The following is a 13,978-nucleotide window of genomic DNA, read 5'->3' as shown; positions in this document are numbered from 1 at the left end:
CTGAGGCGCAGGCGTCGGCAAATATCCGATTTCCAGCGATTTCGTCCGTGAACGCTCCCGCCGAACCGCCTCGCATCGCGTTTTCGGACGGTCTGCATCACAGAACGGTGGTTTTGGGAAATGGCAATCGGGAACGGATTTTGAGAATGTCCATGTCCCAGGCATACGTTGGACCACCCGACTCAACCGAAATCCTACCTCGGGTTCGTATTTGGGCGGGCGCCGGACCAAAGGTCCGGTCGCCCGGCATCCGCTTATATTTGTGCGAGGCCTCCATCGACGAACAGCTCGACGCCATTGACATATCGGGCGTCCGGCCCGGCAAGAAAGCTGACGACGGAGGCGATGTCTTCGGGTTCGCCGATCCGTCCGGCTGGTGCGTTCTGGGCGGTCCAGTTTTCGAACGCAGTGATCGAGCCATCGGCCTCTCCCTGCAACTGATGGGCGAGGGGCGTGCGAACCGGACCAGGGCTGAGGGTATTCACGCGGATGCATCGGTCACGAAGGTCGTTGGCCCATGATCTCGCAAAGGCGCGCACCGCCGCCTTCGACGCATTGTAGACGCTGAGGTCGGCCATGCCCTTGATCGAGCAGATCGAGCCGATCAGGATAACCGACGCACCATCGGCGAGCCGGGGCAGCAACGCCTGTACGGTGAAGAAGACCCCGCGCACGTTGAGATCGAACATGCGGTCGAAATCAGCTTCGGTGACATCCCCGAATTTGGTCGCCTCAGCAGTGCCGGCATTGGCCACGAGAACATCGAGCGTCACACCATCGGTTTCCAGACGTTCCGCGACTGCGCGGATACCGTCGCTTGTCGCCATATCCGCGCGGATGCCGATCAGACCTTCGGCTGCCGCAGCCCTCAGTCGTTCCTCGGTCCTGCCGGTGACGTAGACCGGTCGCCCGGTAGCGGCGAGCGCGTGCGCGCTGGCAAGCCCGATCCCGGCCGTTCCCCCCGTTACGAGTGCCGCGTATGTCATCACTGATATCCTCGTTCCGTTGATTCGGTAGTACGGATATACGGAACTATGGAATTTGACGCCAGCCCCTGATAGGTATGGGTGATGATCGGTTTCGTTCACCCTCCGGCGGATGCCGTCGAACTGCACCACATTCTGTCGGCGCTGGCCGATCCGACGCGCCTGCAAATCGTGAAAGCGCTTCACCGGGCCAGGGAAGGGCTGAACTGCACGGCCGCGACCGCTCCGTTCCTGCAGGTGCCGAAATCGACCCTCAGCAGCCACTTCCGGGTGTTGCGAGAAAGCGGGTTGATCTGCACTACCAAGCGCGGTGTCGAGAACATCAACGTGTTGCGCTGGGATGATATCGAAAGGCGCTTCCCAGGGCTTCTGCCAAACATCCTGGCGTTTACTCCCGATTGAAGCCGGCACAGCGCCTTTCTCGCAGTTCTATCCTTGTGGGAACGCCCCGACCGTCTCGCAGGCCGCTCCCTTTTGGCAAGGCCTACCTGAACGTGCTTCGGCTATGGCGTACCGATCACCTGTTGGATCGTCGGCAGGATGGCGGCAGCCAGCTTCCGATGATCCGTTTCCGACAAGTGGATGCCGTCAACACCATGGGCGGCACCGCCAATTGCCGCCGCGGCGTCAAATTCTAGAATAGCGGCGGTATCGGCTGCATCCTTGAACGCTGCCGAGAACGCGATCGATTTTTCGCGGCTACCCGCATAGCGCCTGTTCCACTCATCGATCGGGATCGCGGAAACTTGGACCGGTGATACGATGAGCACCTTTGGCGCTCGATATACCGTGCCGATCCCACCGGATGAGGCTTGAACCAAGCGTGCCAACCCAACGACGGCATCGGCAATCTGCCGGGGCGTCCGCTTGTATCGCGCCTGAAGATCGTTGGTGCCGAGCATGATGACGACGAGGTCCAGCGGCATGTTGGCCGCGATCGACGCGGGGAGATGCTTCGCCCCGTTGACGGTGTCAGGCCGCATGACGCTGCCGGGCCAGTCTTCGCCGTCGAGGTTTGTCGTGCGCAGGTTCAGGCCGTCCTCAATCACCACGTAATTGGATCCGAGCGAGCGTTGGACGATGCCCGTCCATCGCCGGTCTGCCGGGAAACGGGACGTGAGCCCGTCATCGCTGCGCCCCTCATAACCCCAGGTGTTGCTATCACCATAGATCAGGATGCGATGAGGATCGGCCTGGGCCGCAGTCCCGCCGATAAGGCCATAGGTGAGCGCCCCCAGGGTAGCGACAGCTCGACGAAACATCCGCATTCCTTTTTGTAGCGATCGATGCGGAAATAGATGCGCTTGTCTACCGCCGTGTCAACAGATTATCGTAGCGACCACTATGAAAAGAGGCTCCCCATCCACCAATCGTCCGCGTGGTCGTCCCCGTCAGTTCGATCGGGATCAGGCCGTGGCAACCGCGCTGACGATGTTCAAGGAACGCGGTTACGAAGGCACTTCGATTGCCGACTTGACCGAGGCAATCGGAGTTTCTCCTACCAGCCTGTACGGCGTCTTCCCCAGCAAGGAGGCCCTCTTCGAGGAAGCCGTCGAGCTGTATCAGCGAACCGAGGGGGCGTTTGCCGTCGCGGCACTGGATCGGGCCGGCACTGCGTTCGACGCGATCCAGGATCTTCTGGCGGAGGCGGCAACCAATTACACGCGTGACGATCGGGCGGGCGGGTGCTTCATCGCGCTCGGAGTCCTTAGTTGCGGTATCGAGCATCAGGCTATCGCGCGTCGAATGGCCGAGCGGCGGTTGGCTGCGCGCGACGCGATCAAGGCCCGCCTCGATCGCGGCAAACAGGCCGGCGAGTTGCGTCGGGAAACGGACACCCTCGCATTGGCTGCGTTCTACGCAGCCACCGTGCAAGGGATGTCGGTGCAAGCCCGGGACGGCTGCTCAGAGGCGGAATTGAACGGGATCGCACGCACGGCGCTATTGCCTCTGGACCTTTGCCGGACGGCGCACTGAGCGAGCATTCCCAGCATACCATCCTTCTGGGAAGGCCGTGACCGTCTCGCTGGCCGTTCCTAATCGGGAAGCCTCGCCGGGACATCTCAAGCCTGTTGGGCCCAGGGATCGAAGAGCCTGACGACACTCCACGGTGCACCATCGCCAAAGAAGGTCGCAAGGTTCCGAGCGGAAGCCTCCGCGATCCCGGCCACGCGATCGAACAGGTCCGCCTCGTAGGCGGTCAACGCTACTTCGAAATCACCTGGGTGATCGAGAATGGCGGTTGCCAATCTGAACCCGTCGTCCATTGCGAGGTTGGCGCCCTCACCGGAAAAAGGTGACATGAGATGCGCAGCATCGCCAACTAACGTCACGCCCGGCACACGGTCCCACCGCATTCCCACCGGCAGGGCGTAGATAGGTCGTAGCTCAGGGTTGATCCCGCTGTCCCGGATGAACGCGGTGAGCGCCGGTGCCCAGCCATCATACTCGCGCGCGACGCGGGTAAGAACGGTGCGATCGTCAGTCGCGTCGAGGGAGCGTATCCACGCCTCCGACTTGTTGAGCGCCGCATAGCCGCGGGCGCTCCCATCCAGGTAACGATGGACCATGATGCCCTTGCCTGGGTCGACCGCCATCAGCGTGCCGCTGCCGATCGCCGTAATCGATGACCGCTGCGCCACGGTGTCGCCGGGCAGCGCTATCTCGATGAAGCAGGTTCCGGCGTAGGCTGGGGCGACGGCGGAAACGAGAGGTCGCACCTTTGACCATGCGCCATCGGCACCGACCACAAGTCCGACCGTCACGCGCGCCCCGCCGGTAAAGTCGATCCGGTGCCGCCCGTCGCCGAGTGGGATGATGGAGGCGGCCTTGTGCCCCCACCGGATCGTTCCTGGCGGAAGCGCCCTGATCAGCATGGCGCGCAGTTCGCCGCGATCGACCTCCGGGCGCGTCGATGTCGGATCGCCCGCCCTGTCGAACAGGACGATACCGTCCTTGTTCACGATCCGCTTGGCATCCTCTCCGGGACGGACGAGGCGCAGGAAGGCTTCGCGAAGCCCGGCTGCCTCCAGCGCCCGCTGTCCGCTTTGCTCGTGAATATCGAGCAAGCCGCCCTGCGCCCTGGCAGTGGGAGAGGCCTCCCCCTCGAAGATCGTTACCGAAACGCCGTGTCGAAGCAGGACGCAAGCGAGGGTGAGGCCGCCAAGACCTGCGCCGATGATGCCGATATCGTGGTTCATGTTCGCGCTCCTTACTCGCCGACGTGACCGGCGAGGATCGTGTATGGAGACGCTGGCCGACCATGCCATTCATGGCCGACGTGCACGCGGGAGCGGGAGGCCGATTGCCCATCCGACAGCCGTTTTTCGCGACGCAGGTTCGTTACTCTTGACCGCAGTTTCAGGCAAGCTGTTGCGCCAAACCGAACTGGATCCTGTTGCGGTCCATCGGTGAGAAACTTTCACGAAATTCGATCCCAATCGGCAAGGGTTGCGACCGTTGCAGCAGGCTGGCTTAGCTGCCTGCTGGGCAATGCCGATAAAAAGTCGATAAGCCAACCTGCAGCAATTTAGCGATTTTGGCAGGTTTGTCTCCTGCCGCCAGCAGCTTCCGCGCGGTATCGATCTTGTCGGCCGTCATAGTTGGCTTACGGCCTCCACCGGTGCCTCCCTTCGCCCGGGCTGCTGCCAGCCCAGCGATCGTACGCTCCCTAATGAGCTCTCGCTCCATTTCGGCGACTGACGCGAGGATGTGAAAGAGCAGCCGTCCGGAAGGGGTGGCGGTATCGAAACCATCGGTTAGGGACCGAAAGTCGATCTTCCGGTCGGAAAGACCCGCGGCAAGGTCGATAAGGCCCCGGATGGAACGACCAAGCCGGTCGAGTTTCCATATCACGAGCGTGTCTCCGGTGCGCAGGAATTGCAGAGCTTCCGTCAAACCCGGTCGATCAGTCTTCGCACCGCTCGCCTTATCGGCGAACATTCTCTCGCAACCGGCCCTGGCTAGCGCATCCGTCTGCAGTGCCAAATCCTGGTCGATGGTCGACACACGAGCATAGCCTATCAGCATCTTGATTGTCCGTTGACGTTCTCGAACAGCCGTGCGCTTCGGCCTAGCTCGCCGACACCTCATGAGCGTCGACGCGCCGCAAGGTCACGAACACCAGCACTGCGGATGCGAAAGTCAGGCCTGCGAGCACGTAAAGGAGAAGCGCGAATCCGGCCGCATAACTCTCCTTCAGCGCCTCAGCTGATGCACCCAGCCGGATGGCCCGGCCAAGGTCACCGGTAACCAGATGCTGGGCCAAAAGCGGCCGGACCTGAGCGAAGCCGATCGTAAGCCTATCAAGGTGCCAGCGCACCAGAGCCGCCAATGCCGCCGTCACGCTGGCCAGCGCAATGCCCTCACCCGCGACCCTGGTGGTGCCGAAGATACCCGTGGCCATGCCGGCACGTTCCGACGGCACGACCGCAACCGACAGGCCGTCCATCAATCCCCAAGGCAATCCGGCCCCCATACCGATCAGAAGCATTGCCGGCACCGGTGTCGCGCCGGACCCGGGACCGCACAGCGATAGCCAAAGCAGACCTAAACTTGCTGCCAGCAGCCCGGCCGCTGATACGGCCCCTGCGGAGTGGCGACGCGCCAACCGCACTGCCAGGGTCGGCGCGACCAGCATAGGTGCCGACAAGCCAAGCATGCTCATGCCTGCGTGTGTTTCGCTCATGCCCTCGACACCGATGAATCGCAGCGGCAGCAGAACCAGCAGCACGACAAAGCAGTAGCAGGTCGCGATCGGCAGCAGCTGCACCCCCAGGAAGCGGGGATAGCGCAAAAGGGTCAGATCGAGCAGCGGCGCAGTGCTGCGGCGCTCGACGCGAACAAAAAGTGTAAACCCGCCGATGGCGGCAAGGAGCAGCCCTGCCATTGGCATGCTGATCCAACCCCAGACCGGTCCTTGAAGGATGAAGAGGGTGAGGCACGCGAGCGCGATGGAGAAGGTCGCTGCGCCCAGCCAGTCCATCGCAGACGATTCCGCTGCATGAGTTTCGCGCAGCGACCCCGCCCCGAGCAGGAGCGCACAGGCCGCCACGCCCGCCGGCGCGGCGAAAACCGCACGCCACCCGAACGCCTCCATCAGCATGCCTGCGACCAGCGGCCCGAATGCGAGCCCGATGCCGAAGGTGGTGCCCAGCAGGCTGAATGCCCGCGCGCGCGCCGAGCCTGTGACCTCTTGCGCCAAGGCCGCGGTTCCCCCAGCGAGGGCACCAGCGGCACCGACGCCCTGCACGGCACGCAGCAGATCGATCCAACCGAGCGTCGGCGCCAAGCTCAGCATGAGGGAGGCGACACCGAACAGACCCACGCCTGCCATGAACACCCGCTTGCGGCCCCAGCGATCGGCCAGGGCACCCGCGGTCATGAGCAGGCCACCGAACGTCAGCATGAAGGCGTTCGTGATCCAGGCGAGCCCCGGCAGGTCGCCGCCCAGCAAATGCCCGATCGCAGGCGTCGCCACCGCTCCGCCGGAGAAACTCATGGGCAGGATGAGGGCGGCTGTGCACACCGCAGCCAAAGCGGCACGGGGGCGGGTGCCGGCAGGATTATGAGATGAGCTGGTCATATGCGGGATACCTCCGCGCACCGCCTTATCTCACGAACCCAGGGCGATAATCAGGTCAGTTGGACTTGGTCTATATCCTTTTCGGCTATAATCTGCTGACGTGGATCATCTGCTCGGCATCACCAGCTTTGTTCGAACGGCGGAACTGCAGAGCTTCGTCGGCGCAGCTCGTGCGCTCGGGCTGTCGCCATCCGCTGTCGGCAAGAATATCGCCAAACTGGAAGCGGCGCTTAATGTGCGCCTTCTGCATCGTACCACCCGTCGCGTCCGCCTTACCGATGAAGGCGCGCTGTTCCTGGAGCGCTGCCGGCGCATTCTGGATGATCTGCGCGAAGCGGAGATTGCCGTATCGGATGCGGGGGCGACACCGCGCGGTGTCCTTCGGGTCAGCTTGCCCACGATTGGCTATCGGTTTCTCGTCCCGCACCTGCCCGCATTTTGCGCTGCCTATCCGCACATCGAGCTCGACCTGCATTGCAATGATCGACTGGTCGACCTGATCGAAGAAGGCATAGACGTGGCGATACGTGGCGGTGAACTGGCCGCGTCGTCGCTGATCGCGCGCAAGCTCGGCTCCTTTTCTTTCGTGCTGTGCGCGTCTCCTGCCTACATAAACACGTACGGCCAACCTCGCTCGGTCGATGCCTTGGCGACCTATGACGCCGTGCGCTTCCGCTATCCGGGCTCTGGGCAGTTACAGCCTTGGCCTCTCGAACTCGACCGACACCCGCGTACAGTCCTGGCATGCAGCAACATGGAGGGCGTACGCGCTGCGGCGATCAACGGTCTGGGCATCGCATATATGCCTGACTTCCTGGCGGCAGATGCCGTTCGGACTGGTGAGCTCTGCCACCTGCTGGAGGACAAGGTGCGCTCCGAAGGCCAATTCACACTCGTATGGCCCTCCGGCCGCCTGGTATCATCGCGGCTGCGGGCCTTCATCGACTTTGCCACTGTCAACCTGTTCCAAGACCGTGTGGTAACTCAGTAGAATGGGCATGAGCGTCAGGGTTGATGGGCCAAGCCACCCATTCTCATAATGGCACCTTTTTGAGAAAGAGCTGGCCGTCTCGCTGACCGTTCGCTTTTTGGGAAAGCTCCGTGAGCGCATCATATCGGATGGCCATTTTGAGGACCGAGCGTCGGTGATTGTCCGATGGCGGAGCGCTCGATGCCCCAGGTAAACAGGGCCAGGGAACTAAATACGGCACCAAGTCCACAAACTCCTACCCAGCCGGCTTGAGCGTATAGGATCGTAGTGGCAATTGCCCCTAACGCGCTGCCGATCGAATAGAACACCATGTAGCCGCCGATGAGACGGCTGCCGGCCTTCGGATGCCGGGCCAGGATGATACTCTGATTGGTGACGTGAACGGCTTGTACCGCAAGGTCGAGCAGGATCACACCGGCCAGGAACAACAGGACCGAGTGCGGCAGCCAGGCGATGAGCCCCCATGATGCCGTAAGAAGCGCAAGCGATAGTCCTGTTGTCCTTTGGCCGAGCCCTCGATCAGCAAGCCGACCGGCGCCCGAGGCGGCCAAAGCACCTGCCATCCCGACGAGACCGAACAAGCCGATCTGCATATGGGAGTAGGAAAAGGGTTCCTGGCTGAGCGGCAGCACCAGCGCCGTCCAGAAGGTGCTGAAAGCCGCGAAGATCAAAAGGGCCAGAAGGCCACGCCGGAGAATAACCCGATCGCGCAGGAAGAGCGACGGGATCGATCGGAGCGCCGCGCCGTAGCCGTCCTGCCTCTCTGGGAGAAGCCGCCTGGGCAGCGTGCGCAGAAGCAGTCCGGCCATGACGAGCGTCGCCCCGGCGGAGGTCAGGTACACGGCCCGCCAGCCTCCCAAATCGGCGATCAGCCCGGCAATGAAGCGAGCCCCCAGAATGCCGATCACGACCCCGCTCGTTACGGTTCCTACCGTCTTGCCGCGTTCGCCCGGCCTCGCGAGCGTTGCGGCGAAGGCCACCAAGACCTGCACCACTACGGCCAGTACACCTGTCGCCGCCATGCCGATAAACAGCACCGCGCTCGTTTTCGCCGTTGATACAAGCCCAAGTGCGCCCGCCGACATGAGCATCTGCGCGACGACCAGACGACGCCGGTCGATGAGATCGCCAAGCGGTAAAATGACGATGAGGCCTAGCGCGTAGCCGATCTGGGTCAGCGTCACCACCCAGCCGATCGAGGCGGGCGCGATGCCGAAATCCTGCGCCATCAGGTCGAGAAGAGGTTGGGCATAGTAGATATTGGCCACGCTGAGGCCCGCCGCGACGGCGAACACCCAGGTGGTGGCACGCGGCAGGCCGCTGCCGTCATAGCGATGGGGTTGGCCCCCTTGGTTCTGCGGCACGATCGATCCCTGTAAGAGCAAGTAGTCTCATGATGAAACCACTTGCGCCTTTTCGAATCTAGTTCTAAAACAGGACTAGATGATGCGTTCGGGGGCGTTGGGGCTAACGATGGTCAAACGGGTCAGCTTCGGCCATGCACCGTGCCCGGTCGCGCGTGCCCTGGACGTGATCGGCGACTGGTGGTCGCTGCTGATCATTCGCGATGCCTTTGACGGCGTGCGGCGCTTCGGCGAGTTCGAGGCAAGCCTCGGCATCGCAAAGGGCATCCTGGCGTCTCGCCTGCGCGACCTCACGGAGAAGGAGGTCATCGAGACAGCGCCGGCCTCCGATGGCAGCGCCTACCGGGACTATGTGCTGACGGAGAAGGGGCGGGGCTTGTTCCTCGTCATCGTCGCGCTTCGGCAGTGGGGCGAGGATCATCTTTACCGCCCCGACGAGCCGCGGTCGTCGCTCATCGATATCGAGACGAACAAGCCGGTGCCCCGGCTGGATTTGCGTACCCCCGCCGGCCATCCGCTCGGCTGGGAGAGGACGCGTGTGAAGAAGATCACGGAGGCTTGAGGATGGCGGACGCAGCAGCGACAGCAAAGATGCAGGAACTCGATCTGATCGCGGACGCCGACGCGCGCGCCAGAAACTATCTGGCAACCCTCGACATCCGTCCGCCCTTCCCCGATCAGGCCGCGCGCGACGGACTGGCCGCCTTCGCCGAGCCGATTTCCGAGCATGGCCGCGACGCGGCCGATACGCTGCGCCTTCTCGACCTTCACGGCTCCTCGGCCACCACGGGATCGAACGGACCGCGCTATTTCGGCTTCGTGATCGGAGCGGCCTTGCCCGCCGCTGCGGCGGCTGAGCGGTTGATGCTGGCGTGGGACCAGTGCGCCTCGTCCTACGACAACTCGCCGGTGGCTGCGACGGTGGAGAAGATCGCGGGGGACTGGCTTCTCGACGTGCTCGACCTTCCGCGCGAAAGCGGTGTCGGCTTCGGCACCAGCGCCACGGCCTGCACGCTCGCCTGCCTTTCGGCAGCTCGTAGATCGTTGCTGGACCGTCAGGGGTGGAACTTCGACCGGAATGGCCTCCATGGCTCGCCGGAGATCAAGGTCGTCGTTTCCGAGAGCGTCCACATCACCGTGAAGAAGGCGCTGCGGCTCCTGGGTTTCGGAATGGGCCGCCTCATCGTGGCACCGACCGACCCGCAAGGGCGGATCGACCCCGCGCGTCTTCCCGCGCTGGACGATCACACCATCCTCTGTCTTCAAGCGGGCGAAGTAAACACGGGGGAGTTCGATCCCTTCGAGCCGTTGATCGAGGCCGCCCGACGCGCAGGGGCGTGGGTGCATATCGATGGCGCCTTCGGGCTCTGGGCACGCGCTTCCTCACGACGGCCGCTGACCGAGGGCGTCGATCGCGCCGATAGTTGGACAACGGACGGGCACAAGTGGCTGAACACGCCCTATGACGGTGCGGTCGCAATCTGCCGGGACGCCACTGCCCTGGCCGAGGCGATGAACGCCGATGCGGCCTATTCGAGCGCGTCGAAGGATGCTCAGAAGAACCTGACGCTGGAGTTTTCGCGGCGCGCCTGCGGCATTCCCATCTGGGCAGCCCTTCGGACGCTGGGACGACGGGGCGTTGCCGAACTGGTGGACCGTCACTGCGACGAAGCCGCCTGGCTCGCTGATCGCCTGCGGTCGAACGGCTTCGACGTTCTCAACCGCGTCCCGCTCAATCAGGTCCTGGTGCGATACCAGGACGACGAGGGAACGGCGCGTGTTCGGCAAAGCGTTCTGGAAAGCGATGCCGGGTGGTTCGGGACGACGATCTGGCAAGGGCGCCCCGCCTTTCGAATTAGTATCTCGTCATGGCGGACGCAGCATGAGGATGTCGTGCGGTTGGCAGAAGCCCTGACGAGGGCGGCGGTAGGCTGAATGCCTGTTCCCATCCCGCCGTATCAGGGCGGCGTTCTGCTGGCCCATGTCACGCGGCGGACGCACATTTTCAGCCCGACCGATGATTCCCGAAATATCATCCTTGTAGGAAAGCCGCCTCACTCAAATTGCCGGGTTCATCTGCGCCGACACGCTATTGGCCATATGCGCCGTCACCCGCATATCGACGCCGCACCGGCAGCCGGAACGGTTTGATTTCACCCCACTGCTAACCAGCGGAAGGCAGTGACGATCGACCAAGTGTCGGACGATTGGCGTCCGACGGATTGCCGTCCATGCCATCCGCTGAAAGCGAGTGGCACGGACGGGGTCATCGCGTTTTGGTCTTCGCCTTCTTCTTCTTTTTCGGCGCGTGCTTCCGCTTTCGTGACAGCATTTCGCGCATCAGATCAGTCGACGGGGGCGAGATCATCATGCCGAAGTTCTGCGCGCCGCGAGCGGCAGCAATGTCGTCGGTCATGGCGGAGGATGGCGGCCGGTTATGTCCGATGCCACCGTGAATCGGCGATACGCCATGTGCTCGCCCCAAAACCGCGGCCACTTCTTCGGGCACTCGGCTCGTATCCCGGAGGATCTTGGGCAAGATACCCGCCTTCGCCTTATGGTACCCCATGATCGCGTCCCACTTATACTGCCGGTAATGCGCGATGTCGTCCCCACGGTCGTTGAGCCACAAATGGGCCTGATAGCGCGCCGTGTAGCCCAGTTCGCCCGGCTTCGGCCGATCGGCAACCAGCGCAAGGGCTTTCTTGCGCAGCGTGTTTCCCGACTTCTCCTTGAGGATATCGTCCATCGCGAAGGGGCTGAACGCGCCGAGCGGATCTTCGTTCTTGCCCTGCGCCTGCCGCAACAGCCAGACCGCGGCAGCCGGGTTATTCTCCGTCATCCATGCATAGCTGATCGTCGCGATCGCCCAGGACACGCGCCGCATCGACATGGTGCTGAGCTTCCGTCCCCCCGGCCGGCAGCGACGGTTCCAGTCCTGGGCCGTCATCATGATCTCCACCAGCCCGACCGAGGCGTGCTGGCGCCAATCCAGCCCCCAATATGTCGCGGCGGGGCGGTTCTGGCGCGACCATCCGTGATCGTTGCGCTGTTCCAGCCAGAAGGCGGGATGGGCCTCGAAATCGCGGGCGATCGCCTTCGCCTGTTGGGGCGTGGCGGGCGCGATATCGAGACCCTCCCGCTCTTCGGCCATCGCCGACAGGCTTGCGGCGCAGACCTTGGCCCAGGCCGCTGCCGCTTCGGCATCGCCGCGCTGCAGGATGGTCCCCGGCGCACTCAGGGCGATCGACTGATAGGGCAGCATCTCGATCGCCCGCTTGATCGCTGACGGTTGATGGGGACCGCCCGCCAGCGGGACGCGGGGCACGAAGCGCCGCGTCGAGAGCTCGATGCCTCCGTCGAATGCCATGACGAGAAGCCCGTCGTGGTTGACGGCCAGGCGGGCAAGTTCGGCGTAAAGGACGGCGACGAGGAAGGGCGGGAGATAGTCCGCCTCCGGCGCTTCCCACAACGCGCGCACGCGGTCGGGCCACGGATCATCGGCGATCGTCGGGCGCAGCGCGATCGCGCCCTTGAAGTCCTTGGCGATCACCCGGTCGAAGACCGCACGGTCGCGCAGTCGCAGGTCGTCGAGATAGATCGCCAAGTCGCGGGGCGAATGACCGACCAGCGTGACCAGATGCTCGGCACGTCCGCAATGCGCGGCCATGCTGCTGACGGCGAACTGGTCATGGCCCATGGCTGCGCGAGGATCGCGCGGGCGGATCATGATCTGCCGCCAGATCGATCCGACGAGTTGCGCCGCGGTCATCGTACCGTCGATGATCGCAACGGCGCCTTCGGGCAGCGGGTCCAGGTCGATGGGAAGGCGGTGTGGCGTGCGAGCGATGCCGCAGCCATCGGTCAGCGGCTGGCCCGGCACCCAATAGTCCCAGCCACACCGCAGACCGACGGACGGATCAATGCCGTCGTCGAGGCCGGCCTGCGCGACCGCTGCGGCGATTTCGTCGATGATGCTCATGCCACGTCTCCCGCGTCCGCCTTACCTTCCTGAACGTTGAGGGATCGTATGTCGCTGCGCGCCTGCTCGATCGCGCGGCCGAGCGCGGCATCGTGATCGGCGAGCCATTGCTCCTGCGCCGCGGTGATGGCGACCAGTGCTTCGGCGGCGGCCGCCAGATCATGCCAGTCCTTTTCCGATCCCGGCGGGGTCGCACCCAGAGCGATCTCGATCTGCTGCATCCGGCCGATCAGTTCCTCGGCACGACGCGCTAGCGCGTCGTAGCCATGGAAGCGCTCGACGCGGCCGCCGACGACGACCGTGCGGAATTCGTCGAGGATGTCGGTCATGCCGCGTCCCCTCGATGGCCCGCGTCGCCGAGCGAGCGGTGATCGGTTGCGCTGGAAACCTCACCGGTCGACGCAGCTGTGACCTCCGACGAGAAGTGCGACGGCCCGCGCGGCGTATCGGAATCAATCGGCAGGCCGACGAGCCGCGGATTCCCGCCGCGCTGTTCGATCCAGTCGTGCGCCTCACCGCGATTCATCCGCGCGGGCGGCTCGAGATCGAGCGCGGCCACCATCCGCCCGATCAGGAATCCCTGCGATTTCGTCATCGCCTTGCGCCGCCATGCATTGCTGTCCGGATGATCACGCTGCCAGACGCGAAAGCCCGCGACGTCCTCCGCATAGGCGCGGGCTGCGCGGTCGAGCAGTAGCGCCTCCCCGCGCTTCGTCCACTCGTCGAGATGGGCACGGACCGCCGCGACCTCGGCCGCGATGATCGTGGCGCCTGGCATCGCGGCGGCGAAGGGTGCGACCAGCTCAATATAAGCGTCGAGCGGCTGGTGGCGCAGCCAGACGCGCGCCGCCGCCATTTCGCCCGTATATCCCACATCGCGTTCGAGCCACGCGAGCGCCATGCGGTGCCACTGCTCTGATCGCGTGGCCGACAGTAATCGCCCCTTGGCGTTACGCGCCCTTCGCTTGATCTCGGCCAGCCGTTCCGCTTCCTCGGCACGGCGCAGCAATTGTGGGTCCGTCAGATGGGCATCGTCGATGATGCGCAGGGTCGGCTGATTGCCGGGTGCAA

At 63.9% G+C, this 13,978-nt stretch carries 13 protein-coding genes; 5 read left to right on the top strand and 8 right to left on the bottom strand.

The genetic code is table 11. From position 1 onward, the window contains the following. Positions 1-254 precede the first annotated feature (254 nt). Positions 255-986 (bottom strand): SDR family NAD(P)-dependent oxidoreductase, encoded by a 732-nt coding sequence (locus ABIC44_RS16430; protein ID WP_307103820.1) that lies wholly within the window; start codon positions 984-986, stop codon positions 255-257. Between the two features lie 84 nt (positions 987-1,070). On the opposite strand from ABIC44_RS16430, the gene ABIC44_RS16425 reads away from it, so the two are divergent. After that, positions 1,071-1,388 carry an ArsR/SmtB family transcription factor gene (locus ABIC44_RS16425; protein WP_354296596.1) on the top strand — a complete coding sequence of 106 codons (318 nt, stop codon included), beginning with the start codon at positions 1,071-1,073 and terminating at the stop codon, positions 1,386-1,388. Positions 1,389-1,489: 101 nt separating this feature from the next. Here ABIC44_RS16425 and ABIC44_RS16420 read toward each other — a convergent pair whose 3' ends face one another. After that, positions 1,490-2,248 (bottom strand): GDSL-type esterase/lipase family protein, encoded by a 759-nt coding sequence (locus ABIC44_RS16420; protein ID WP_354296595.1) that lies wholly within the window; start codon positions 2,246-2,248, stop codon positions 1,490-1,492. A gap of 151 nt (positions 2,249-2,399) precedes the next feature. Between ABIC44_RS16420 and ABIC44_RS16415 the strand changes: the two genes are divergently transcribed. Then, positions 2,400-2,963: a TetR/AcrR family transcriptional regulator gene (locus tag ABIC44_RS16415; protein WP_354296594.1), complete on the top strand. Its 564-nt coding sequence runs from the start codon at positions 2,400-2,402 to the stop codon at positions 2,961-2,963. 86 nt (positions 2,964-3,049) lie between these two features. On the opposite strand, the gene ABIC44_RS16410 is transcribed toward ABIC44_RS16415, so the two are convergent. The 3 genes from ABIC44_RS16410 to ABIC44_RS16400 form a co-directional block, all read right to left on the bottom strand. Then, the gene (locus ABIC44_RS16410) at positions 3,050-4,186 is read right to left on the bottom strand and encodes an FAD-dependent oxidoreductase (protein WP_354296593.1); all 1,137 of its coding nucleotides are present in this window, start codon (positions 4,184-4,186) and stop codon (positions 3,050-3,052) included. A gap of 274 nt (positions 4,187-4,460) precedes the next feature. Beyond that, positions 4,461-5,015, bottom strand: coding sequence for a recombinase family protein (locus ABIC44_RS16405; protein WP_354296592.1), 555 nt, complete (start codon positions 5,013-5,015; stop codon positions 4,461-4,463). 43 nt (positions 5,016-5,058) lie between these two features. Beyond that, a complete protein-coding gene (locus tag ABIC44_RS16400) occupies positions 5,059-6,570 on the bottom strand; it encodes an MFS transporter (protein WP_354296591.1) in 1,512 nt (503 codons plus the stop codon). 100 nt (positions 6,571-6,670) lie between these two features. Between ABIC44_RS16400 and ABIC44_RS16395 the strand changes: the two genes are divergently transcribed. Next, positions 6,671-7,561 (top strand): LysR family transcriptional regulator, encoded by an 891-nt coding sequence (locus ABIC44_RS16395; protein WP_354296590.1) that lies wholly within the window; start codon positions 6,671-6,673, stop codon positions 7,559-7,561. Positions 7,562-7,680: 119 nt separating this feature from the next. Here the strand turns inward: ABIC44_RS16395 and ABIC44_RS16390 are convergent, their stop codons facing one another. Next, on the bottom strand, positions 7,681-8,925 hold the full coding sequence (locus tag ABIC44_RS16390) for an MFS transporter (protein WP_354296589.1): 1,245 nt from the start codon (positions 8,923-8,925) through the stop codon (positions 7,681-7,683). A 109-nt stretch (positions 8,926-9,034) separates the two neighbouring features. Between ABIC44_RS16390 and ABIC44_RS16385 the strand changes: the two genes are divergently transcribed. Further along, a complete protein-coding gene (locus ABIC44_RS16385) occupies positions 9,035-9,487 on the top strand; it encodes a winged helix-turn-helix transcriptional regulator (RefSeq protein WP_354296588.1) in 453 nt (150 codons plus the stop codon). A gap of 2 nt (positions 9,488-9,489) precedes the next feature. After that, complete coding sequence (locus ABIC44_RS16380) at positions 9,490-10,860, top strand: pyridoxal phosphate-dependent decarboxylase family protein (RefSeq protein WP_354296587.1); 1,371 nt, start codon at positions 9,490-9,492, stop codon at positions 10,858-10,860. 331 nt (positions 10,861-11,191) lie between these two features. Here ABIC44_RS16380 and ABIC44_RS16375 read toward each other — a convergent pair whose 3' ends face one another. Next, positions 11,192-12,907, bottom strand: coding sequence for a hypothetical protein (locus ABIC44_RS16375; protein ID WP_354296586.1), 1,716 nt, complete (start codon positions 12,905-12,907; stop codon positions 11,192-11,194). After that, entirely contained in the window at positions 12,904-13,236 is a 333-nt protein-coding gene (locus tag ABIC44_RS16370) for a hypothetical protein (protein ID WP_354296585.1), read from the bottom strand. The genes ABIC44_RS16375 and ABIC44_RS16370 overlap by 4 nt, the downstream gene beginning before the upstream one ends. Between the last annotated feature and the right edge of the window lie 742 nt (positions 13,237-13,978).

This window comes from Sphingomonas sp. 1185, from assembly GCF_040544655.1.
Lineage (GTDB): Bacteria > Pseudomonadota > Alphaproteobacteria > Sphingomonadales > Sphingomonadaceae > Sphingomonas.
This window is presented reverse-complemented; position numbering and strand designations above follow the sequence as displayed.

What these genes read in the sequence shown, in the direction of transcription:
- ABIC44_RS16430 (WP_307103820.1), bottom strand. Translation starts at nt 986, where the DNA reads ATGACATACGCGGCACTCGTAACGGGGGGAACGGCCGGGATCGGGCTT.
- ABIC44_RS16425 (WP_354296596.1), top strand. Translation starts at nt 1,071, where the DNA reads ATGATCGGTTTCGTTCACCCTCCGGCGGATGCCGTCGAACTGCACCAC.
- ABIC44_RS16420 (WP_354296595.1), bottom strand. Translation starts at nt 2,248, where the DNA reads ATGTTTCGTCGAGCTGTCGCTACCCTGGGGGCGCTCACCTATGGCCTT.
- ABIC44_RS16410 (WP_354296593.1), bottom strand. Translation starts at nt 4,186, where the DNA reads ATGAACCACGATATCGGCATCATCGGCGCAGGTCTTGGCGGCCTCACC.
- ABIC44_RS16405 (WP_354296592.1), bottom strand. Translation starts at nt 5,015, where the DNA reads ATGCTGATAGGCTATGCTCGTGTGTCGACCATCGACCAGGATTTGGCA.
- ABIC44_RS16400 (WP_354296591.1), bottom strand. Translation starts at nt 6,570, where the DNA reads ATGACCAGCTCATCTCATAATCCTGCCGGCACCCGCCCCCGTGCCGCT.
- ABIC44_RS16385 (WP_354296588.1), top strand. Translation starts at nt 9,035, where the DNA reads ATGGTCAAACGGGTCAGCTTCGGCCATGCACCGTGCCCGGTCGCGCGT.
- ABIC44_RS16380 (WP_354296587.1), top strand. Translation starts at nt 9,490, where the DNA reads ATGGCGGACGCAGCAGCGACAGCAAAGATGCAGGAACTCGATCTGATC.
- ABIC44_RS16375 (WP_354296586.1), bottom strand. Translation starts at nt 12,907, where the DNA reads ATGAGCATCATCGACGAAATCGCCGCAGCGGTCGCGCAGGCCGGCCTC.
- ABIC44_RS16370 (WP_354296585.1), bottom strand. Translation starts at nt 13,236, where the DNA reads ATGACCGACATCCTCGACGAATTCCGCACGGTCGTCGTCGGCGGCCGC.